Annotated in this window: 21 protein-coding genes; 13 read left to right on the top strand and 8 right to left on the bottom strand. The window is 72.8% G+C overall.

From position 1 onward, the window contains the following. The first annotated feature begins 20 nt into the window (after window positions 1-20). From C4U03_RS20340 to C4U03_RS20325, 4 genes are read left to right on the top strand one after another with little or no spacing between them, the layout of a single operon-like run. Window positions 21-419, top strand: coding sequence for a 6-pyruvoyl trahydropterin synthase family protein (locus tag C4U03_RS20340; protein ID WP_103939388.1), 399 nt, complete (start codon window positions 21-23; stop codon window positions 417-419). Then, window positions 416-1,522 (top strand): glycosyltransferase family 4 protein, encoded by a 1,107-nt coding sequence (locus C4U03_RS20335; protein ID WP_235017994.1) that lies wholly within the window; start codon window positions 416-418, stop codon window positions 1,520-1,522. The genes C4U03_RS20340 and C4U03_RS20335 overlap by 4 nt, the downstream gene beginning before the upstream one ends. A gap of 10 nt (window positions 1,523-1,532) precedes the next feature. Continuing rightward, the gene (locus tag C4U03_RS20330) at window positions 1,533-2,411 is read left to right on the top strand and encodes a class I SAM-dependent methyltransferase (protein WP_103939386.1); all 879 of its coding nucleotides are present in this window, start codon (window positions 1,533-1,535) and stop codon (window positions 2,409-2,411) included. Beyond that, window positions 2,408-3,466, top strand: coding sequence for a lysylphosphatidylglycerol synthase transmembrane domain-containing protein (locus C4U03_RS20325; RefSeq protein ID WP_103939385.1), 1,059 nt, complete (start codon window positions 2,408-2,410; stop codon window positions 3,464-3,466). Before C4U03_RS20330 ends, C4U03_RS20325 begins: the two co-directional genes overlap by 4 nt. Here C4U03_RS20325 and C4U03_RS20320 read toward each other — a convergent pair. Next, complete coding sequence (locus tag C4U03_RS20320) at window positions 3,404-4,159, bottom strand: creatininase family protein (RefSeq protein WP_103939384.1); 756 nt, start codon at window positions 4,157-4,159, stop codon at window positions 3,404-3,406. The genes C4U03_RS20325 and C4U03_RS20320 overlap by 63 nt on opposite strands. A 109-nt stretch (window positions 4,160-4,268) precedes the next feature. Between C4U03_RS20320 and ribA the strand changes: the two genes are divergently transcribed. The 7 genes from ribA (at window position 4,269) to C4U03_RS20285 (ending at window position 11,828) form a co-directional block, all read left to right on the top strand. Then, window positions 4,269-4,922, top strand: coding sequence for a GTP cyclohydrolase II (ribA, locus tag C4U03_RS20315; protein ID WP_103939383.1), 654 nt, complete (start codon window positions 4,269-4,271; stop codon window positions 4,920-4,922). Further along, on the top strand, window positions 4,915-6,624 hold the full coding sequence (locus C4U03_RS20310) for a phospholipid carrier-dependent glycosyltransferase (RefSeq protein WP_200827346.1): 1,710 nt from the start codon (window positions 4,915-4,917) through the stop codon (window positions 6,622-6,624). Before ribA ends, C4U03_RS20310 begins: the two co-directional genes overlap by 8 nt. Before the next feature lie 287 nt (window positions 6,625-6,911). Next, complete coding sequence (locus tag C4U03_RS20305) at window positions 6,912-8,612, top strand: sulfatase-like hydrolase/transferase (RefSeq protein WP_103939382.1); 1,701 nt, start codon at window positions 6,912-6,914, stop codon at window positions 8,610-8,612. Between the two features lie 207 nt (window positions 8,613-8,819). Beyond that, window positions 8,820-9,782 (top strand): DUF5954 family protein, encoded by a 963-nt coding sequence (locus C4U03_RS20300; protein WP_103939381.1) that lies wholly within the window; start codon window positions 8,820-8,822, stop codon window positions 9,780-9,782. 238 nt (window positions 9,783-10,020) lie between these two features. Continuing rightward, entirely contained in the window at window positions 10,021-10,386 is a 366-nt protein-coding gene (locus tag C4U03_RS20295) for a DUF5335 family protein (protein ID WP_103939380.1), read from the top strand. 93 nt (window positions 10,387-10,479) lie between these two features. Beyond that, a complete protein-coding gene (locus C4U03_RS20290; protein WP_146087439.1) occupies window positions 10,480-10,899 on the top strand; it encodes an ArsR/SmtB family transcription factor in 420 nt (139 codons plus the stop codon). Continuing rightward, window positions 10,899-11,828, top strand: coding sequence for a cation diffusion facilitator family transporter (locus tag C4U03_RS20285; protein WP_103939378.1), 930 nt, complete (start codon window positions 10,899-10,901; stop codon window positions 11,826-11,828). The genes C4U03_RS20290 and C4U03_RS20285 overlap by 1 nt, the downstream gene beginning before the upstream one ends. 17 nt (window positions 11,829-11,845) lie before the next feature. Here the strand turns inward: C4U03_RS20285 and C4U03_RS20280 are convergent, their stop codons facing one another. The 3 genes from C4U03_RS20280 to C4U03_RS20270 all read right to left on the bottom strand — a co-directional run bounded on the left by C4U03_RS20280 (window position 11,846) and on the right by C4U03_RS20270 (window position 15,835). Further along, window positions 11,846-12,877, bottom strand: coding sequence for a hemolysin family protein (locus C4U03_RS20280; protein ID WP_103939377.1), 1,032 nt, complete (start codon window positions 12,875-12,877; stop codon window positions 11,846-11,848). Continuing rightward, window positions 12,874-14,256: a hemolysin family protein gene (locus C4U03_RS20275; protein ID WP_103939376.1), complete on the bottom strand. Its 1,383-nt coding sequence runs from the start codon at window positions 14,254-14,256 to the stop codon at window positions 12,874-12,876. The genes C4U03_RS20280 and C4U03_RS20275 overlap by 4 nt, the downstream gene beginning before the upstream one ends. A gap of 382 nt (window positions 14,257-14,638) precedes the next feature. Further along, window positions 14,639-15,835, bottom strand: coding sequence for a sporulation protein (locus tag C4U03_RS20270; protein WP_103939375.1), 1,197 nt, complete (start codon window positions 15,833-15,835; stop codon window positions 14,639-14,641). A gap of 216 nt (window positions 15,836-16,051) precedes the next feature. Here C4U03_RS20270 and C4U03_RS20265 point away from each other — a divergent pair, with 216 nt between their 5' ends. After that, window positions 16,052-16,507: a tellurite resistance TerB family protein gene (locus C4U03_RS20265; protein WP_103939374.1), complete on the top strand. Its 456-nt coding sequence runs from the start codon at window positions 16,052-16,054 to the stop codon at window positions 16,505-16,507. Between the two features lie 40 nt (window positions 16,508-16,547). Here the strand turns inward: C4U03_RS20265 and C4U03_RS20260 are convergent, their stop codons facing one another. Next, on the bottom strand, window positions 16,548-16,913 hold the full coding sequence (locus C4U03_RS20260; RefSeq protein WP_103939373.1) for a BlaI/MecI/CopY family transcriptional regulator: 366 nt from the start codon (window positions 16,911-16,913) through the stop codon (window positions 16,548-16,550). Between the two features lie 108 nt (window positions 16,914-17,021). Beyond that, on the bottom strand, window positions 17,022-18,260 hold the full coding sequence (locus C4U03_RS20255; protein ID WP_235017993.1) for a cytochrome P450 family protein: 1,239 nt from the start codon (window positions 18,258-18,260) through the stop codon (window positions 17,022-17,024). Between the two features lie 362 nt (window positions 18,261-18,622). Between C4U03_RS20255 and C4U03_RS20250 the strand changes: the two genes are divergently transcribed. Next, window positions 18,623-19,489: a DUF72 domain-containing protein gene (locus tag C4U03_RS20250; protein ID WP_103939371.1), complete on the top strand. Its 867-nt coding sequence runs from the start codon at window positions 18,623-18,625 to the stop codon at window positions 19,487-19,489. A gap of 8 nt (window positions 19,490-19,497) precedes the next feature. Here the strand turns inward: C4U03_RS20250 and C4U03_RS20245 are convergent, their stop codons facing one another. Continuing rightward, window positions 19,498-20,403, bottom strand: coding sequence for a carbohydrate ABC transporter permease (locus C4U03_RS20245; protein WP_103939370.1), 906 nt, complete (start codon window positions 20,401-20,403; stop codon window positions 19,498-19,500). 7 nt (window positions 20,404-20,410) lie between these two features. Then, window positions 20,411-21,880 (bottom strand): ABC transporter permease, encoded by a 1,470-nt coding sequence (locus tag C4U03_RS20240; RefSeq protein WP_200827345.1) that lies wholly within the window; start codon window positions 21,878-21,880, stop codon window positions 20,411-20,413. Window positions 21,881-21,909: the final 29 nt, after the last annotated feature.

The following is a 21,909-nucleotide window of genomic DNA, read 5'->3' as shown; positions in this document are numbered from 1 at the left end:
TCCTGGGAGGATGAGCCCGTTTGTTCAGCGTCACCGTCCGCGACCACCTCATGATCGCGCACAGCTTCCGCGGCGAGGTCTTCGGACCGGCCCAGCGACTACACGGCGCGACGTTCGTGGTGGACGCGACCTTCCGCCGTACCGAGCTGGACACCGACAACATCGTGGTCGACATCGGGCTCGCCGCCCAGGAGCTCAAAGCCGTGCTGGCCCCGCTCGCCTACCGCAACCTCGATGACGAGCCGGACTTCGCCGGGACCAACACCACGACGGAGTTCCTGGCCAAGGTCATCGCCGACCGGCTGGCCGAGCGGGTCCACGCGGGCGCGCTGGGCGAGCAGGCCCGCGGGCTGGACGGGATCACCGTCACCCTGCACGAGTCGCACGTCGCCTGGGCCGGCTTCGAGCGCCGGCTGTGAACGCGGCCACGGCGCGCTCGGTGCACGTCGTCCTGCCCGGTGACGTGGACGACCTGACGGTACCCAGCGGCGGCAACGTCTATGACCGGCGCGTCTGCCGGGGCCTGGCCGCCTCGGGCTGGCAGGTGCACGAGATCCCCGTCCCCGGTTCCTGGCCACGGCCCGACGAGACGACACGCGCCGAGCTGGTCCGCGCGCTCACCGCCCTGCCGGACGGCACCGTGGTGCTGCTGGACGGGCTGGTGGCCTGCGGGGTCCCGGAGGTCGTCGTCCCGCAGGCTCGCCGACTGCGGCTGGCGGTCCTGGTGCACCTTCCGCTGGCCGACGAGACCGGGACCGCGCCGCAGGTCGTCGAGGAGCTGGACTCGCGGGAACGGGTGACGCTGCGTGCGGCCACCGTGGTGCTGGCGACCAGCCCCTGGGCCGGGCGGCGGCTGGTCGACCGGCACGGCCTGGATCCAGGCAGGGTGCACGTCGTCCCGCCCGGCGTCGATCCGGCGCCGCTCGCCCCCGGCACCGACGGCGCGTCCCGACTGCTGTGCGTCGCCTCGGTGACCCCCCGTAAAGGGCAGGACCTGCTCGTCCGGGCGCTCGGGTCGGTCGGCGATCTGCCGTGGAGCTGCGTGTGCGCCGGGCCGCTGCGCCGCGACCCCGGATATGTCGGCCGGCTCCGGGCGCTGATCGGCACGCTCGGGCTCGGTGACCGGGTCCGGCTCGCAGGTCCGTACACCGGTGGGCGGCTGGCCGCACTCTACGCCGCCGCCGACCTACTGGTCCTGCCCTCGCGCGCCGAAACGTACGGCATGGTGGTGACCGAGGCGCTGGCTCGCGGCATCCCCGTGCTGGCCACCGCCGTGGACGCGGTGCCGCAGACCCTCGGCCGCGCGCCGGACGGCGGCGTGCCGGGGCTGCTGACGCCTCCGGAAGACCCGCGGGCGCTCGCGGACGCGCTGCGCCGCTGGCTCGGCGAGCCTGCGCTGCGGCGGCGGATCAAGACGGCGGCCCGCGCCCGGCGGGACACGCTCGACGGCTGGGAGACCACCGTGCACCGGCTGGGGAACGTGCTCGACGAGCTGCTACGGCGACCGCTCAAGGCCGCGTGAAAGGTCGGATGTGACGGTTCAGGAGAACGCTCGGGAGAAGAACGCGCCCGGATTCACGCCGGAATGGCTGGCACTGCGCGAAGGCGCCGACGCCGCCGCCCGCGCGCCGGAGTTGCTCGACCCGCTGCGCGCGCACCTGGCGGCCGCGCCGCCTCCCGCCGGTGGCCTGGTCATCCGTGATCTGGGTTGCGGTACCGGTGCCATGGGGCGCTGGCTGGCCGGGAGGCTGCCCGGTCCGCAGCACTGGATCCTGCACGACCGCGATCCCGGGCTGCTTGCACTGGCCGCCACCGGGATCGGCGGGCCCGCCGGCGACGGCGGCCCCATCACGGTGACGGCCGAGCGGCGGGACGTCACCCGGCTCGGCCCGGACGAGCTCGCCGGGACCTCGCTGGTGACCGCCTCCGCGCTGCTGGACCTGCTCACCGCCGAGGAGGTGAACGCCCTCGCCGCGGCCTGCACCCCGGTCCGCTGCCCCGCCCTGCTGACCATCTCCGTGGTGGGCCGGGTCGAACTGGACCCGGCCGATCCGCTCGACGCCGAGATCGCCACGGCCTTCAACGCCCACCAGCGCCGCGTCGCCGGCGGCCGGTGCCTGCTCGGGCCGGACGCCGTCGGCGCGGCGGCGGCGGCCTTCGCCCGCCGCGGGGCCGAGGTGCGCACCCGGTCCAGCCCGTGGCGGCTCGACGCCGCCCAGGCCGCGCTGACCGCGCAGTGGCTGCGTGGCTGGGTCGGCGCCGCCTGCGAGCAGCGGCCGGATCTGGCCCCGCAGGGGCATGCCTACCTGCGGCGCAGGCTACGGGCGTGTGCGGAGGGCTCCTTGCGGGTCGTGGTCCATCACGAGGACCTGCTCGCGCTGCCGGCGCCCGAGGCCGGGGCGCGCCGGTGACGCCACGGGGCTGGTCCCGGCTGCGGGTGCTCGCCGCCGTGGTGATCATCGCCGTGCTCGCCCGGCGGCTGGGCACCGAAGCGTTCGTCGACGGAGTGCGGCCGGTCGACGGCGAGGCGGTGCTGGCCGCGCTGGCGATCGGGCTGCTGACCACCGCGGCCGGCGCCTGGCGCTGGTGGTTGGTGGCCCGCCGGCTGGGCCTGCCGCTGCCGCCGGGCACGGCCATGGCCGACTACTACCAGGCGCAGTTCCTCAACGCGGTGCTCCCCGCCGGCGTGCTCGGCGACGCGCACCGCGCGGTGCGGCACGGCCGTCGCGCCGGCGACCTCGGCCGCGGCGTCCGCACCGTGCTGCTGGAACGGGTCGGCGGCTATGTGGTCCTCATCCCCGCCGGGGTGATCGCGCTGCTGATGGAGCCCTCGTTGGCCGGCGCGCTGGCGCGTGGCCTGCTGCCCGACCCCGGCGTCACGGCCGCGGTGCCGGCCGGGCTCGCTGTCGTGGGCGTGCCGGCGGCGGTGTGGGCGCGGCGGGAGGCGATCGCCGCGCGGCTGCGCGGCGCGGTCGCGGCCGCCGTTGCCGACACGCGCCGGGGCCTGCTCGCCCGGGACACCTGGCCGGGGGTGCTGGCGCTGTCGGCCGCCGCGCTGCTGGGATACCTGGCGCTGTTCCTCGTCGCCGCGCGCACCGCGGGCTCGGCGGCGCCGATCGGACGGCTGCTGCCGCTGCTGCTGCTGGCGCTGCTGGCGATGGCGCTGCCGGTGAACGTCGGCGGGTGGGGGCCTCGGGAGGCGTTCTGCGCGGTGGCGTTCGGCTCCGCGGGGCTGGGCGCCGGGCAGGGGCTCACCACCGCGGTGACGTACGGGGTGCTCACCTTCGTCGCGAGCCTGCCCGGCGCCGCGGTGCTGCTCGCCCGCCGCGGCGCCGGGACCCGCGAGACGCCGGTCGGGGAGGCGCCGGCCGAGAAGACACCGGTCAGGGAGGCGCCGGTCGTCCTAGACGCCGGAGTCGTCCGGCCCGCCGAGGACCGCCAGGTAGTCGGCGAACGCTCGCACTAGGTGGTCGAGAACATCCTTTCCCTTCCGCGCCGAGGCCAGGGACGGCCTGCCGATGACCCCCGACCGGGTGTAGGCGGCCATGCCCAGGGTGAGCAGGTGCCGGCGGTCGTCGTGCACGTGGTCGCCCGCCGCATAGCCGGGCCTGACCAGCTGCGGATGGGCGTGCAGCAGCAGGGACGTCTCCAGTTCACCGGCGTGCATGTCGCTCCAGGCCGGGGTCTGCACCCCGGCCGCCGCCTGCGCGGCCTCCCAGTCCTCGGGCCCCGGAAAGAGCGCCATGACGTTCCCGTCCCCGGCAGCCTGCGCGGCGGCGTTGGCCTCCTGGACGACGTTGCCCAGCACGTAGTTCCCGCCGTGCCCGTTGACCAGGACGAGCCTGGTGACGCCGGACCTGCGCAGCGAGCCGGCGACGTCCCCGACGAGTGCGTGCAGCGTCGCGGCGGAGATGCTGACCGTTCCCGGCCAGGCCTCGTGCTCGTGCGAACAGGAGATCGTGACCGGCGGCAGACGCAGCACGGGGTGGGCGGCGGCGAGCGCGGCCGCGATCGTGCACGCGATGACGGTGTCGGTGGCCAGCGGCAGGAAGGGGCCGTGCTGCTCGAAGCTACCGACGGGCAGCAACGCCACCCCGGCGCGCCGATCCCGTACCTGGTCGGCCGTGCTCGCCGGCAGGAACCATGCGGAGTCGTCCATGGCAGGCCAGCCTGCGCCGTCGCACGCAAACCCGCAACAACCGGTGCCAACGGGCGTGAACCGAACACGAGGCCACGCGAGTATGACAGTGGAGAAGGAGGAGCGACACATGCATGACCTTGCCCTCACGCGTGAGGACATCGCCGAGGCAGATCTGGTGACCCGCCGTGGCACCTTCCGCACCCTCGCGTTCCGGGACCCGGTCGACGGGCACGAGCACCTCGCCCTCGTCCTCGGCGAGGTCGGGATGCGGGAGGGCGTTCTCGTCCGGGTGCACTCCGAATGCGTGACGGGCGACATCTTCGCCGCGATGCGCTGCGAATGCGGGGACCAGCTCGACGCCGCGCTGAAGGCGATCGTCCGGGAGGGCCGCGGCGTCCTGGTGTACCTGCGCGGGCACGAGGGCCGCGGTATCGGCCTGGTCGCTAAGGTGCGCACCCACGTACTGCAGGACGAGGAGGGGCTGGACACCGTCGACTCAGCGACCGTCCTGGGGTTTCCGGTGGACCGCCGGGATTTCGGCCCGGCGGCCCGCGTGCTGAGATATCTGAGGGTCGGCTCGGTCCGGCTGATGTCCAACAACAACGACAAGGTGCATGCGATGGAGGCCCACGGCATCGCGGTGGCGTCCCGGGTACCGCTCCTCATCCCGGCCAACGACCACAACATCCGGTACCTGACCGCCAAACGCGACCGGCTCGGGCACGAACTGCCGCACCTGGACGCGTCCTCCCGCAACGGGCTCGGCGCCGCTGGTGACTGACGCGACCGGCCACGCCCGGTTGCCGCCCGTCGCGCGAGAGGCCGTGGCCAGGTCACGCCGGAGCGTCCGGTCCCGGTCACCGGCCTCGGTCGCGGCGCGTCGGCGGCACCGGCGATGGCCGTTCGCGCTCGCCGTGGTCGCACTGCTCGCCGAGATGGCGGCCGCGATGGTCACGGCGGCCCTGAAGCAGACCCCGACCATCGACGAGCCCGTGTACGTGGGCACCGCCGTGGTGTACCTGCAGCAGCACAGCCTGCGCTACAACCCCGAACATCCGCCACTGGGCAAGCTGCTCATCGGAAGCGGGGCGGCGTTCGCCCGGCCGCGCCTCGACCCCGCCTTCACCGGCTCCCAGGAGGCGGTCGGGCGGCACCTGCTGTACGAGTCGGGCAACGACGCCGGGCGGCTGATGCTGTTGGCGCGGCTGCCGGTGATCGTGCTGACGCTGCTGTTCGGGCTGGTGGTCTTCGCCTTCGCCCGTGACCTCACCGGTCCGGTGGGCGGACTGGCCGCGCTCGCCCTGTACGCCTTCTCCCCCGACGTCATCGCGCACGGGTCGCTGGCCACGCTCGACGTGCCGGCGGCCGGTCTGCTGTTGACGTCGGTCTGGCTGCTGTGGCGGGCGCGGCGGCGACCGCTGCTCTACCTGCCGCTCGCCGGGGTGGCCCTCGGCGCGGCAGTGGCCACGAAGATGAGCGCTCTGGCGGCGGTCCCGGTGCTGCTGGGGCTGGCGGTTGTGTCGGTCCGGCACGCCGACCGCACGCGCGGCGCCGGGCGCGGTGTCGGGCGCGGCCTGATGGCCGTGGCGGGCATGGCGCTGACCGTGGTCGTCGTGGTGTGGGCGAGCTATCTCGCCGTCGATCCGCGCCTGCGGTGGGCGACGTCCGGCAACGTGCCGGTCGTCCATGGGTTGCGCGGCCTCGCCGTGGACTGGCTGCCGTTCCCGCGGCCGTACCGGGACGGGATGCGCATCCAGTTCGGCTTCGAGGACGCCACCTGGAGCGGCTTCCTGTTCGGCCGGCACTACCAGGGTTCGCTGTGGTACTACCTGCCGGCCGCGCTGCTGGTGAAGACACCGCTGGGCATGCTCGCGCTGTGGTCGGCGGGCGCCGCCGCGATGGTGGCGGTGTCCCGGCTGCGGCCTGCGGCGCCGTACGTGCTCGTTCCCATGGCCGTGCTGCTGGCGGCGGCCATGACCGGCTCCCGCGACCTCGGTGTCCGGTACGCCATCTTCGTGCCGATGTTCCTGGCGGTCGCGGCGGCCGGTGCGGTCGCCGTCCGGCGGCGGTGGGCGCCCGCCGTGACGACGGCGGCACTGCTGTTCGTCGCGGTCAGCTCGCTGCGGGCGTACCCGTACTACCTGCCCTACTCCAACGAGGCGTTCGGCGGGCCGTCGAAGACCCACCTGCGCCTGCACGACTCGAACGTCGACTGGGGCCAGGACCTGGGGCGGCTCGCCGACCGCCTCCGGCAACGGTATCCGGGTGAGCGGGTCTGGCTCGTCTACAAGGGCAGCGGTGTGCCCTCCTCCTACGGCATCGACGCCTCCGACCCGTTGACGGCGCCCCCGGACGAGGTCCGCGGGCTCCTGGTGGTGTCCAACAGCTCGATCGCCAAGGCCGACGGCCGGCTGGCGGCGCTGCTCGACGATAGCGACCCGATCGACCAGGTCGGCCACTCGATCACGATCCACCGCCGATGACCGCGACCGGTCCGCCACGGCACGACGGCCCCAAGCCCGGCCTTCGTCCCTTCGGACACCGGCCGGGGAATTCCGCTGAACCACCGCCGCCGACCGGCCGTACACACGATGAACGCCGCCATCCCGTTCACCCAGCACGGACGGCGGCACGCGCAGCGATGACGGGCATCACCGGGTTCTCACTCAAGGGTCTTGCATTGTCTTTCTTCACACGCCTCCCGCGACCGCCGGTTCGGGAACGGGCGACCGCGGAGGACGGAACGACCGCCCACGGCTCCCCGCAGCCCGTGCCGGATGACGACGCCACAGGTGAGGACGCCGACGGACGACGTGACAACGCGGACGGGCAGGCGGGTGACCGTGCCGACCGCCCGCGGATGGCGCGACGCGGCGCGGCGTGGACCGCCACCGCCTTGGCCTGTGTGTTCGTGCTGTCCGCCCTCATCGCCCCCAACGAGATCGGCCGTCTCACGCCGGGGGCGTTCGTGCGCGTTCCGCTGGAGGGGCTCCTCGGCGCCGCCCTCCTTCTCGTCCTGCCGGGCCGGGCGAGGAAGGCGGCGGCGTCGCTCCTCGGGGTGGTCCTCGGCCTACTGGTCATCGTGAAGGTCGTCGACATCGGCTTCTACGCGACCCTCGACCGGCCGTTCCGTCCGATGTTCGACTGGTCCCTCCTTGGGGCCGCCATGGAGTTCCTCGGCCAGTCGATCGGCCGGGCCGGCGCGATCGGCGTCATGGCCGCGGCCGTGGTCCTCCTCGTGGCCGTGGTCGTCCTCATGGCGCTGTCGGTGCTGCGCCTGACCCGCCTGGCGGTCCGGCACGGCACCGCGGCGGCCCGCGCCGTCGTGGTGCTCGGGATCGTCTGGGTGGCCTGCGCCGTGCTCGGCGCGCAGCTCGTCCCGGGCGTCCCGGTGGCCGCCGTCGCCTTCGACCGCGTCCTCCAGGTGCGCGAGGACCTGCTGGAACAGCGGCGGCTGGCCGCGAAGGCCGCCGACGACGCCTTCCGCGGCGTCCCGGACGACAGGCTGCTGACCGCGCTGCGCGGCAAGGACGTCGTCTTCTCCTTCGTCGAGAGCTACGGGCGCGACGCGATCGAGGATCCGCGGTTCGCGTCGCAGGTCGGCGCGGTGCTCCAGGAGGGCGATCGGCGGCTGCGCGCGGCCGGGTACACCTCCCGCAGCGCCTTCCTCACCTCTCCGACGGCGGGCGGCGGCAGTTGGCTCGCCCACGCCACGCTGCTGTCGGGCCTGTGGATCGACAACCAGCAGCGCCACCACGACCTTGTCACCGGCGACCGGCTGACCCTCACCCGCGCCTTCCGGCGGGCGGGCTGGCGCACGGTCGCCGTCATGCCGGGCAACACCCGGCCCTGGCCGGAGGGGGCGTTCTACGGCCACCAGAAGGTCTACAACCGTCCGGACCTCGGGTATCAGGGCCCGCCCTTCAACTGGGACACGCCCCCCGACCAGTACACCCTGGAGACCTTCCAGCGCACCGAGCGCGCCGGGGCCGGCCAGGCCCCGGTGATGGCGGAGATCCCGCTGGTCTCCAGCCACTCGCCCTGGGCGCCCACCCCCCGGCTCGTCGGCTGGGACGACGTCGGTGACGGCTCGGTCTTCGCCCCCATCGCCGCGGCCGGCGACCAGTGGCAGGACGTGTGGCGCAGTCCCGGCCGGATGCGCACCGCCTACCGGCGCTCCATTGAGTACACGCTGAGCACTCTCGTCTCCTATGTGGAGACCTACGGCGGCGACGATCTCGTGCTCGTCTTCCTCGGCGATCACCAGCCCGCCCCGATCATTACCGGGGCGGGCGCCAGCCGAGACGTGCCGATCACGATTGTCGCCCGCGACCGGGCCGTGTTGGACCGGATCTCCGGGTGGGGCTGGCAGGACGGCCTGAAGCCCGGCCCGAACGCCCCGGTCTGGCGGATGGACGCCTTCCGGGACCGTTTCCTGACCGCGTTCGGAACGAGTCCGGCACCCGGCTGACCTCCGACCCCGAAAGGCACATATTCCGACCGAAAGGAGCGAACGGCTGATCACCTTACGATCCGGCATTGATCCGCATTTTCCCGCAAACGCCCGGCGGTTGAATTGTCCCGCTTTGTGATGGCGAACCGGTGGTGAAGGCCTGTTCCGGCCGCGGAATCAGGTGAATTCCCTGCACGCCCGGGCGGCTGTGGCGAGGATGGGGCCATGGCCTTTTCGTTGATGCCCGGTTATGACCACATCAATGTGGTCGCCGACCTGGATCCGGTCGCGGCGGTGCGCGACCGGGAGATCGGTGAGCGGATGCGCGCCTATCCCAGGATCTGCCCGGCGGGTTCGCCCGACTTCGGGTACGCGGTGCAGACCGGGAGCCGGTGGCGCATCGGGTGCGCTGGCGCCTGCGATCCGGCGGGCGCCCGCTACGACCTGGCCCGCCATCTGCGCGAGAGCGCGGCCGGGCACACAGGGGACGCCGGGGTCGCCCGCGCCATGCTGGCGGCGGCCGGCCGACTGGACCCCGAGGAGGGCGCGCAACTGCCCAAGGACGAGTGGGAGATCGGCGACCGCCGCTACCGGGTCGTCCGGATCGAGCAGTTCACCCTGCTCGGCGACCGGGTGATGGAGCCCCCCAGGCCCACCGACACCGATCCTCCCGACGGGTCCGGCCTGCTACGTGACCACCCCATCGACCCGCAGGCACCGGTCGGGCCGTGGGAGGCACAACTGAGGCTGAACCTGATCGGGTACATGCCCGTCCTCGGCACCGACTCGGAGACCGCCCGGGCCGAGGCCCGCCATGCGGTCCGCGCCCATCCCGGGGTGATCCTGCTCCCGCCCACCTTCACCGTGGTGGAGATCGAGGAGGATTCCTGGAAACCCCTCACCGGCGGGGCGGGACCCGCCCAGGCGCGTGCCCACCTGGCCGGCCACTTCACCGAGGTCCTGCCCCGGCTCCGCCAGTTCCACGGCGACCCGGCCACCCCCGGCGAACTCGCCGAGTGGGCCAGGGCCGCCGAGCAGATCGAGGCGACGGCCGGGCACGAGTTCACCGCGCTGGGACGGCGGTTCCGCACCGTGCGCGTGTCGCGGATGCTGCGCGTCGGCCGGGACGGCCCGGAGGGCCCACGCCCCTCCGACCAGGAACGCTACGGCCTGCCCGGATCCGCCTGACGCCGGGCGCGAACGCTGACCGGGGCGTGGAGCCGAGCTGTCCCGGCGGCGAGAATCGCGTGTGACCGGAAGCACGCCGGGTATCGCGCACAGTGGCGGCTCCGCCGGTGGCCGCGCAGGCTCCTGTCCCGGCCGCGGTGAAGGCTCCCCCGGGGGGACGGTGGCCGACGCTCCCCCCGTTCAGCACAGAAGGTCAGTTCCACTGCAGCCAAGAGCCCGCGCGGGCGGGGGAGGATGCATGACCGAGACCATGACGGTCGAGCGGGACGGTTGGGTCGGCTTCTTCGACACGCTGACCGCCGATCACCAGGGCCACACCGTCGCCATCGAACTGGTCGACTCCGAGTACGGCGACCAGTACGAGACCGAGGGGCTACCGTTCAACTACGCCTCCTACGATCCACGCGACGACGTGGTCGTCGTCGGGGTCGGCGGCAACTCGGCGCGGTTCCCCGTCGTGCTCCGCCATATGATCAACCATCCCGCCGAGGTCGACGTCACCGCGTCCCGGCCGGCCGAGGCCGACGTCCGGGTCATCGACGGCGACGGCACCGCGACCATGCTCTGCCTGCGCCCCAGACCGGCCCTGCCCGAAAGCGGCTGACCCGCACCCGGGGCACTCCGGCGTCGCGACCACGGCCCGTCCACGCGGGGACCGCTGTTTGACAGATCATGGGGGAACCGCTGAAGTAAACCTATGAACAGTTCTTCATATGACCGGGTGATGGAACTCGACGGGTGCGCGGTGCGGGTGGTGGACGCACCCCGGGTCGCCTCGGTGCGCGAGCGGATGCCGGCCGAGCGGGACCTGGCCGACACCGCCGAGGTGTTCGGGCTGCTGTCGGACCCGGGGCGGCTGCGGCTGCTGGTGGCGCTGCTGGACGGGGAGCTGTGCGTGTGCGACCTGGCCGCGGTCAGCGGGATGAGCGAGTCGGCGGCCTCGCACGCCCTGCGGCTGCTGCGGGCGCACCGGGTGGTGAGCGTACGCCGGTCCGGGCGGATGGCCTACTACCGGCTGGCCGACGCGCACGTGCGGATGCTGCTGGACCTGGCCGTCGCCCACATCGAGCACACCCAGGTCGTTGAAGAGGCCGTTCATCCCGAGCGGGAGCCGTGATGGGCGCCGGTCACGGACACGGGCACGGGCACGGCGCGGGTCAGGTCGCCGGGCACGCCGGCGGGCGGCACCGCCGGCGGCTGGTCGCGGCGTTCGCCCTGATCGCCTCGTTCTTCGTGGTGGAACTGGTGTACGGGCTGGCCTCGGGCTCGCTGGCGCTGCTGTCGGACGCCGGGCACATGGCCGCCGACGTGGTCACCCTGGCCGCCGCGCTGGTCGCCACCAAGATCGCGACCCGTCCGGACACCACCGGCCGGCGGACCTACGGGTCGTACCGGGTGGAGGTGTTCGCCTCCGGGTTCGCGGTGCTGGTGATGCTGGGCACCGCCGGCTACATCGCCGTCGAGGCACTGTCCCGGATCGGCGGGCACGCCGAGGTGGCCGGCGGGCCGATGCTGGTCGTCGGCACGCTGGGCCTGGTGGTCAACTTGGCCGCGCTCGTGCTGCTGCGCGCGGGCGCCGCCGAGAGCCTCAACGTCCGGGGCGCCTACCTGGAGGTGCTCGCCGACACCGCCGGATCGGTCGGGGTGATCACGGCCGGGGCCCTGATCGCCGTCACCGGGCAAATCCTGTTCGACACCCTGGTCGCGCTCGCCATCGCCGCCTTCGTGGTGATCCGCGCCGTCGCGCTGGGCCGTCAGGTGCTGGCGGTGCTCGGCCAGCACGTCCCCGAGGGCCTGGACGTGGACGTCGTGGCCGGCGAGCTGGCCGCCATCGACGGCGTCGCCGACGTGCACGACCTGCACCTGTGGACGCTGACCTCCGGCATGCACGTCGCCACCGCCCACCTGGTCACCACCGACCACGCCGACCCGCACGCCATCCTCGACCAGGCCCGCGACCTGCTGCGCGACCGCCACGACATCGCCCACGCCACCCTGCAGGTAGAGCCCGCCGACCACGTCGGCTGCGAGGAGATCGGCTGGTGACCGCCGCCCGTCCCCGGTCACCGGACGGTCGCCGGCGTCCGGCCCTCCCCGGGACGGAGGAACAGGCGGCGGAGCACGTCGTTGATGGTGACGACCCCGAGGATCCGGTCGCCTTCGGTGACGAGCGCGAGCTGATTGCTGGTCTCGCGCATCCGCGCCAGGGCGGTGGAGACGGTCGTGTCGGCGCTCATCCGGTACGCCGGGCGCGTCAGGTGGGCGATGCCGGCGGTCTCGGGCTCGGTCAGCGTGTCGCGCACGTGGACCACGCCCCGGTCGACGCCGGGGCCGGCCACCAGGATCCGCAGGTGGCCGGAGTCTCGGCTGGCGGCCTGGACGTCGGCCACGGTGGCGCCCGCGGGGACGGCGGTGGGCGTGCTCCCCTTCTTGACCAGGTCGCCGAGCCGCAGGTGCTGCAGGTCCAGCGCCCCGGACAGCTGGGCGGAGTACACGGTGTCGAGCACGCCGACGTTGGCCGAGTGCTCGACCAGGTGCCGCAGGGCTTCGGGGTCCTGCCCCGAGGCGACCTGGTCGGCGGCCTCGACGCCGACCTTGCGCAGGCACCAGTTGGCCGCCTCGTTCAGCGTGCGCAGCAGCGGCCGGGTCAGCCACATGAACGCGCGCATCGGCAGGGCCAGCAGGGTGGCCGACTTCTCGGGATGGGCGATGGCCCACGACTTGGGCGCCATCTCCCCCACCACCAGGTGCAGGAAGGTCACGGCGATCAGGGCCAGCACGAACCCCGCCACGTCCGCCGGCCAGGGGGCCAGCCCCCATGACCCCAGGAGCGGGGTCAGCCAGTGGTGCACGGCCGGTTTGGTGACCGCGCCCAGCGCCAGCGTGCAGACCGTGATGCCCAGCTGCGCGCCCGCCAGGAGCACGGTGAGCTCCGAGGCGCTGCGCAGCGCCGCCCGCGCCGACCGGCTGGTGGGCGCGGCGTCCTCCAGCCGGTGGCGTTTGGCGGCGATGAGCGCGAACTCGACGGCGACGAAGAAGGCGCTCAGCGCGATGATCGCGACCGTTGCGGCCAGCACGACCCACGGGTTGCTCATCGGCGGACCGTCCCCTCGTCCGTGGCGGGCTCGTCGGTCCGCCCGACCTGCAGCCGGATGGACGAGGGCACGTGGTTGTCGACCTCCAGGACCTCGACGTGCACGAAGCGGCGCGGCGGGTCGTCGGTGCGGGCCAGGTCGGCGGGGTCGGCCGGAAGCTCGATGTCGAGCCCGGTGCCGACCTCGGGCAGCGCCCCGTGGGAGGCGATCACCAGACCGGCGATGGTCTCGTAGTCGCCCTCGGGCAGCCGGTGGTCGATGGTGCGCTCCACCTCGTCGATGTGGAAGGTCCCCGGGATGATCCAGGCGTTGCCGGCGGCGGTGGCCGTGGGCTCGCCGGCGGCGGCGTCGTGCTCGTCGGTGATCTCGCCGACCAGTTCCTCGGCCAGGTCCTCCAGGGTCAGGATCCCGGCGAAGCCGCCGAACTCGTCGATGACGCAGGCCAACTGGGCGCGCCGCTCGATCAACCGGTCCAGCGCCGCGGGCAGCGTCATCAGCGTCGGCAGCACCGTTGCGGGCCGCATGATCGCCGACACCGGCCCGGCGGTGTCGGCGGCGGTCAGCACGTCGTCGAGGTGAACCACGCCGACGACGTGCTCCTCCTCGTCCAGGACCGGGTACCGGGAGTGCCCGGTGCTCATGGCACGCCGCACCTCGGCGATGGGGTCGTCGCGGTCGACCGTGTCGACCCGGGAGCGGGGGATCATCGCGTGCTCGACGTCCCGCCGCGGGAAGTCCAACACCCGGTCGAGCATGATCGACAGATCGGGTGGCAGGTCGCCGCTGCGGCGCGAGTCGGCCACGATGTGCGCCAGGTCCCGCTCGGTGGCCGAGTGCTCCACGTCGTGTACCGGCTCGATGCGCAGCAGGCGCAGCAGCAGGTTCGACGACTGGTCGAACACCCGGATCAGCCAGCCGAACGCCTTGAGGTACAGGAGCGTGGACCGCGCCAGCCACCGGGCCACCGGTTCAGGCCGCGCGATCGCGAGGTTCTTGGGGAACAGCTCGCCGAACAGCATCTGTACCAGCGTGGAGAACCCCAGCGCCAGCAGCGTCCCGACCGCAAGGCCGGTGCCCGCGGGGACGCCCGCCACGCCGATGAGGTCGCCGAGGGCCCGACCGATCATCGGTTCGGCGACGTAGCCGACGAGCAGGCCGGTCACCGTGATGCCCAGCTGCGCCCCCGACAGCATGAACGAGGTGCGCCGGGTCACCTTCAGGGCGCGCCCGGCGGAGCCGTCGCCGTCGGCGGCGCGGGCGTTCAGCCGGGAACGATCCACGGCCATGTAGGCGAATTCTTGGGCGACGAAGTAGCCCGTCAGTGCGGTGATCAGGAGTACCACCGCCACGCCCAGCAGCAGAGAGAGCGCGGTGATCATCGGCGCCCCCTCCGCGGCTCGTCGAGGCGGGCGGCGGTGCCGGTGAAGAGATCGCGGTCCATGTGTCTCTCTGGTCGGGTGGGTCGCCCGTAGAACGACGAACGACCTGTTCAGGTTCCCCGCGCCGAGTGCGTACGCCGACGCGGGACCCCGGCGGGCCGACCCCGCTCCTGGATTCTACTTTTGTAGTACGGAAGGGACGAACAGGGCACCCGTCGAGCCGCGGTCACCCGGCGGCCCCGTACGGCTCGATGACCGTGGCCGCCGCCACGTACCGGATCAGAGCGAGCAGAACAGCGATGGGGGCATCCCGGGCATCACCCACGGCAGCGCCGACGCGCGGGAGGGCAGTGCCCGCCGGAACCGCCCTCCGAGCGCGGCGTCAGTCCTCGTCCTCGAAGCTCTCGACCGCTTCTTCGTAGGCGTCCTCGTACGCCTCCTCGTACGCCTCCTCGACGGCCTCTTCGACGGCCTCTTCGATCGCGTCCTCGTAGGCCTCCTCGACGGCCTCTTCGACCGCCTCTTCAATTGCGTCCTCTATGGCGGCCTGGTAGGCCGCCGCCTGGACGGCCTCGGCGGCCTCCTCCGCGGCCTCTTCGGCCGCCTCGTCCTCGTCGGAGTCGTCGTCGAGCATCTCGTTCACCACGGCCCCGGCGGCGAACCCGACGGCGGCGCCGCCCACGGCTCCGGCGGCCACGCCGCCCCACCCCGGGCCGCCGTGGCCCCCCTGGTGCCCGTGCGGATCATGGTGATGGCCGTACGAGCCGTACGGGTCGTGATGCCCGTGGACGGCGTGGCCGCCGGACAGGTGCCCGACGACGGCCTGCAGCCAGCCGGTCAGCTCGTGCTCCCAGGCCATGTACAGGGCCTGCTCGTGGGAGACCTGGAAGCGGCCGAAGGAGTCGCCGCCCTCGGAGAACAGGTCGGCGCGCCGGTCGGCCTCCAGCACGACGGCCAGCCCGTGCGGGCTGGCCACGAACGTCAGCTCGACCTCCTCGATGTGCCCGCTGTACTGCGGCGGGGCGTAGAACTCGATCTCCTGGTAGAACGGCAGCTCCTGGTGCAGCCCGGCGATGTGGCCGTGCTCGACGTCCGCGCTCTTGAAGCCGAAGCCCAGCTCGGCGAAGGCGTCCAGCACCCGCTGCTGGGACGGCAGCGGGACCACCGCGACCGGGTCCAGGTCGCCCTTGTCGAGCTGCCCGGCCACCTCCAGTTCGGTGCGCACCCCCATGGCCATGCCGTGCAGGTGCCGCCCGTGCACCTCGGTGATCGGCAGCTCCCACGGGATCGGCAGCTGGAACGGGATCGAGTGGAACTGTCCCGCCCCGATGACGAACCCGCCCGTGATCGCTCCTCGGTGGAACTCCAGGACCCCGGCGCCCTCCTGGTCGTCGTGCTCGACCTCCACCTCGGTGACCAGGCTCAGCACGACCTGGTCGAGGTAGGCGTCCCGGTCCCCGCCCTGCACGCGCACCTCCCCGGCCAGGTACTCCCCCGGCCGGCAATGCGAGGACGCCAGCACCGTCTCCACCGACGGGCCGCCCACCCCGAACGCGCCCAGCAACTGCCTGAAGACCATCGCTCCCCCACTCATATGCGGTTGTGACATGCGGTTGTGACCCGGTGGCCGCGCCGGTGACCATCCGGCACGGCCGCCCGGTCCGGCGGTCGTCGCCGGTCGGGCCGTCCGCAAAGAATCGACCTCCGGGAACGGACCGCCGGCAAGAATCATTACGACACTTGTAGCAGAATGGTCAGGGTCCAGGCAGGCCGATCACCGACTTGGAGGCATTCGATGGCGCTGTGGAACAAGCTGCGCGAGTCCACCCAGACCATGCAGGCCCAGCTCATGGCCAAGAAGAACGAGCTCAAGAGCGGCGCGTTCCGGGACGCGAGCATGGCGATGTGCGCCCTGGTGGCCGCCGCCGACGGCAGTGTGGACCCCGCCGAGCGGCAGCGCACCGCCTCCCTGATCGCCACCAACGAGGTGCTGCAGAACTTCCCCGCCCACGACCTGCAGCACCGCTTCGACGACTACCTGGGCAAGCTGACGACCGACTTCGCCTTCGGGAAGGTCGGTCTCCTGCAGACCATCGGCAAGGTGGGCAAGAAGCCCGCCGAGGCCCGCGCCGTCATCCAGATCGGCATCATCATCGGCGGCGCCGACGGGCACTTCGACGACACCGAGAAGGCCGTCGTCCGCGAGGCCTGCCACGCCGTCGGCCTGAACCCGGCCGAGTTCGAGCTGTGACCGGGCCGGCCGGGCGGCGACCGGCCGCCGCCCGGCCGGTTCAGGCCGGTTCAGGCCGGGAGGCGTCGAGGATCTGGCGCAGGGCCCGCTCCTCGTCGGCACTGAGCGACTGCACGAACCGGCTCAGCACGCTCCGCGGGTCGTTGGCGAAACGCAGATGGTCGTACATGCGGCCGGCCACCAGCCGCGTCTCGTCCACGGCGAGCCGGTACAGGTACTGACGGCCGTCGCGGATCCGGGTGACCAGTCGCTTGTCGCACAGCCGGGACAGGACGGTGTTCACCGTGGTGTGGGCGGGCTCGCCGACCAGCCGCAGCCGCAACTCCGCGGCCCCGGCGGGACGCTCCAGGGCCGCCAGCGCGGCCAGCACTTCGGCCTCCAGCTGTCCGAGTGGTCTACGCGCCACCGTCCCGACCTCACGAACTCGTTAGTTGAATCACATTCGCCGATCAGCTTAACGGGATTCGCGGACGCGTCACCTTCACCCCGGCGCCCGGGCGGCGCCAGGCCCCGGTCAGCCGCGGGCGGCCTTGTGCAGGTTCACCGGCAGCGTGCGGTGGCCGTTGGAGATGAACGACGCCACCGGCCGCAGCTCGCCCGGCGGTACGGCCAGCGCGAGGTCGGGGAAGCGGTCGAACAGGGCCGGCAGGGCGATCTCGGCCTCCATGCGCGCCAGGGGCGCGCCCAGGCAGTAGTGGACGCCGTGCCCGAACGAGAGGTGCTCCTTGTTCGGCCGCCGGACGTCGAAGCGGTCGGCGTCGGCCCCGTGCAGCGCGGGGTCGCGGCCCACGGCGGCGTAGCCCGCCAGGATCGCCTCGCCCTTCGGGATGGTCACGCCGCCCACCTCGACGTCCTCGACGGCGTAGCGCAGCGGCAGGTTCGCCACCGGGGGCTGCCAGCGGAGCGTCTCGTCGATGACGTCGTCCCAGGAGGCCCGGCCGGTGCGGACGAGGGCGAGCTGGTCGGGGTGGGTGAGCAGGGCCGTGATGGCGTGGTCGAGGAGGTTGACGGTGGTCTCGTGGCCGGCGGAGATCAGCAGGATCAACGTGTCGACCATCTCGTTCTCCTCCAGCCGCGATCCGTCCTCGTCACGGGCGGCGATGAGAGCGCTGGCCAGGTCGTCGCCGGGCGCGGACCGCTTGGCGGCGACCAGCTCGGTCAAGATGGCGTACAGGCGCTGCACGTTGGCCGCCGCCTCCTCGGCGGTCGCGGAGGTGTTGAACACGCCGTCGACCACGGTGCGCAGCTCCGGGCGCGCCTCCTCCGGGATGCCGAACAGCCGGCAGATCACCTCGATCGGCAGCGGGTAGGCGAACTCCTCGCGCAGGTCCGTCCGCCGGTCCGGGGGCAGCGCCGCCAGGCGGTCGAGCAGGCCGGTGGTGATCTGCTCGACCTGCGGACGCAGGGCGGCGGTGCTGCGGACGGTGAACGCCTTGGAGACCAGCGAGCGCAGCCGCCGGTGCTCGTCGCCGTAGGCGGTGAACATGTTCCGCACCGCCACCCACAGCTGCAGCGGCCAGTCCTGCGGGATCTCCCCGTTGATCCAGGCGGGCCAGTGCCGGTACGGGTCCTTGGAGACCCGCGGGTCGGCCAGCAGCCGCCGCAACGCGTCGCGCTCGGTCACCGCCCACGCCACCACGCCGCCCGGCAGCTCCACCTGGGTCGCCGCGCCGCGCCGGCGGAGCTCGGCCGCTTCCGCGTGGATGTCGCCGCCGGCCGGGTCGAGGACGAGGGGTCGTGACTGCCGCTCCACCGGTGATCTCCCAACGTCGCATCCGGGCGTCTCGGGCCGCGACGGGCACCGCGGGCACCCGCCGTTGCGCAGGAAACTTACGGCATCTCGGAGATTCATGACAATCGATGCCGTGGCGGGCCGGTGGTACGGCCGGTGCCGGTTCCGTCGCCGGAGCCGGCGCCGGAAACGGCCCGAGACCCCATCCCGGGAGGTCGGAACGGGGCCTCGACATGCCGGTGACCCGTTTCGGTCCGGGAACGCCCGGGATCTGCCGCCGACGTGCGTGTCCGGAACCGGTCAGCCCCGCAACGCCAGGGCGAGCGGGATGGTGCGCGGCCGGTTCGACCCTCCCCCTACCGGCCTCCGATAACGTCGAGACCATGCGGCTTCATGTGGGATGCGCGATGTGGACGCACGCGCCATGGCAGGGGCGTTTCCTGCCTCATCCGCTCCCTCCCAAGGAGCGCCTGCGGTCCTATGCGACCTGGTGCAACGCCGTGGAGGGCAACACGACCTTCTACGCGACACCGGCGCGGAGCACGGTGGAGTCGTGGGCGCGGCAGACCTCCCCCGACTTCCGCTTCGTGGTCAAGCTGCCTAGGTCGATCACGCACGAGCGGCGCCTCACCGGCGCCGAGGAGGAGCTCCGGTCGTTCCTGACGGCGATCGAACCGCTCGGGCCGCGGGCCCACGCTCTCTGGGTGCAGTTGCCGGGATCGTTCACTCCGGCCGACCTCGGCGCCCTGGCGGGCTTCCTTCGCCGGCTGCCTCGCTCGCACCGATACGCCGTCGAGATCCGCCACCGCGCGTTCTTCGAGGACCCGCGATCCGCACGGCTCCTCGAACAGGTGCTCACCGGCGTCGGCGCCGAATGGGTCCCGTTCGACACCACCGTCCTGTTCCAGAGCCCTCCCACCAGCGACTCCGAACGCGACGCGTGGACGAAGAAGCCGCGCCTGCCGCGCCGGGCCCCCGCCCTCACCGACCGCCCGATCGTCCGCTATCTCGGCCGGGACGACACCGAACGCACCGTCGAGGGGTGGCGGCCCTGGGCCGACACCTTCGCCCGGTGGCTGCGTGAGGGCCGCTCGCCGACCATGTTCGTCCACACCCCCGACAACGCCGACGCGCTGATGCTCGCCCGCCGCTTCCACGAGGACGTGCGGGCCCGTCTGCCCGAGGTCGAGCCGCTGCCCGAGCCGGCGCCGGCCACGCCGTCGCCGGCCGAGCAGCCGACGCTCTTCTGAGGGGCCGCTCACTTCACCGAGCCGGCCAGCACCCCCTGGACGAAGTAACGCTGGAAGGCGAAGAACACCACCAGCGGCACCAGCAACGACAGGAACGCCCCGGAGGAGATCACGTCGAGGTTGGAGCCGAACTGGCGGGTCTGCTGCTGGATGGCCACGGTCAGCGGGTAGGAGTCCTCGTCCCCGAAGATCAGCGCGATCAGCAGGTCGTTCCACACCCACAGGAACTGGAAGATGGCCAGCGAGGCGATCGCCGGGCCGCCCAGCGGGAAGATCACCCGCCGGAAGATGGTCCACTCGGTGCCGCCGTCCATCCGCGCCGCCTCCAGCAGGTCCCGCGGAATCCCGGCGAAGTAGTTGCGCAGCAGGAAGATCGCGAACGGCAGCCCGAACGCGGTGTGGAACAGCACGATGCCCGGCACGGTGCCGAACAGGTTGACCTCGCCGAACAACTGGATCAGCGGAATCAGCCCCACCTGCACCGGCACCACCAGCAGCGCCACCACGCCCAGGAACAGCCAGTCGCGGCCGGGGAACTCGATCCAGGCGAAGGCGTAGGCCGCCAGCGACGCCACGATCACCACCAGCACCGTGGTCGGCACCGAGATCATCACGGTGTTGACGAAGCCCCGAGTGATGGAGTCGTTGTCCAGCAGGTTGCCGTAGTTGTCCAAGGTCAGCTGGGCCGGCTTGGTGAACACCGTCCACCAGCCGCTGGAGCCGCTGTCGGTCGACGAGCGCAGCGAGGCCACGAACAGCCCGATCGTGGGCACCAGCCACACCAGCGCGATCAGCGCCAGCGCGGCCTGCACGGCCCCGCCGCCCAGCCGGTTGACGAGCCGGGAGGCGGCCGAGCGGCGCGGCGCCCCCGCCGCCCGGTCGACTCCCGGCGCGGCCTGTGTGTCGGCGGTCATCGGCGGCTCACCCCTGTTCGGCTCGGAAACGGCGGATGTTGAAGATCATCGCGGGCAGCACCAGCAGGAACAGCACCACCGCGATGGCGCTGCCCAGCCCCTGGTCGGGGCGCTCCCCGATGAAGGAGACCAGGTACATCCGCAGTGCCAGCACATTGGCGTCCTGGACCGAGGAGCCCGGCGCCATGATGTAGACCAGGTCAAAGATCTTGAGCACGTTGATGACCAGGGTCACGAACACCACCATCAGCACCGGCGCCAGCAGCGGGATGGTCACCCGCCGGAACACCTGCCACTCGGTGGCTCCGTCCACCCGCGCGGCCTCCAGCGCGTCCCGGGGGATCGCCGCCAGTCCCGCGCCGATGAGGACCATCGCGAAGCCCGCCCACATCCACACGTAGGCACCGATGATCGCGGGCGTCACCAGGCCGGGGCCCAGCCAGGTGACCCCGTTGTAGGGGGCGGCGAAGTTGGACTCGGCCAGCCGCAGCGTGTAGGAGCCGGGGGCCAGGCCGTCCAGGGTGAACGTGCCGTCGTCGCGGGAGGTGGTGGTGGCGGCGACCTTGCCGCCGGCCAGCGCCTCGATCTCGACCTTCGGCAGGCCCTTCTCGTTGCCGTCGATCTGGTTGACCTTGCCGCCACCGGGCGCGAAGTCGGCCCACACGGTGCCGGTGATGGCGCCCTGCGCGGGCGCGGCGGCGCGGGCGGGCGCCAGTTCGCGCTGCTTGGCGGGGGGCACCGCGACCAGCGGCAGCGTCACCGCCTGCCCCGGCTGCACCTGGGCGGTGGTGACGAACGCCTTCCCCTCGGGCTTGAGCGGGCTGCCCTGCTCGCGGGGCCGTACGCCCGGGTACGGGGAGGCGGCGGCGAAGGTGTCGTGGACGCCGACCGCGACCGCGTTGAGCACGCCGCGCTCGGGCGAGTGGTCGTAGACCAGCGTGAAGATCACACCGGCCGCGACCATGGAGATGGCCATCGGCATGAAGACGATGACCTTGAACGCGGCCGCCCACCGGATCCGCTCGGTGAGCACCGCGAAGATCAGCCCGAACGCGGTGATCAGCGCGGGCGCCACCGCCACCCAGATGGCGTTGTTCTTGATCGCGGTGAAGGTGGTCGAGTCGGTGAACATGGTGACGTAGTTGTCGAACCACACCAGCCGGCCGCCGTCGGCGTCGTACAGGCTGCGCCACAGCGTGTAGACGATCGGGTACACGACCAGCAGCGCCAGCAGGACCAGCGCCGGCGCCAGGAACCCGCCGGCCAGCCAGGGCGGCGGCCCCAGCCGCTCACGTCCGGCGGCCTTGGCCGACCGGCCGCCGGACGCGGCCTCGGCCGGCGCCTCGGCCGGTGTCGTCGCGACCGACGCCGCGCGGTCGGCGACGGGCCCGGCCGCGGGCGGGGACGTGCCGCCGCCGGCCGGCTCGTCGGCCGGCCGGTCCTCGCGTGGTGCGGGCGGCTCGGAGGTGTCTGTCATCGCACACTCTCCCGGGGCTCGGCGGGGTT

Source organism: Thermomonospora echinospora, from assembly GCF_900108175.1.
GTDB lineage: Bacteria > Actinomycetota > Actinomycetes > Streptosporangiales > Streptosporangiaceae > Thermomonospora > Thermomonospora echinospora.
Note: the sequence above shows the minus strand (reverse complement) of the source record. Positions and strands in the feature narration are given on the sequence as shown.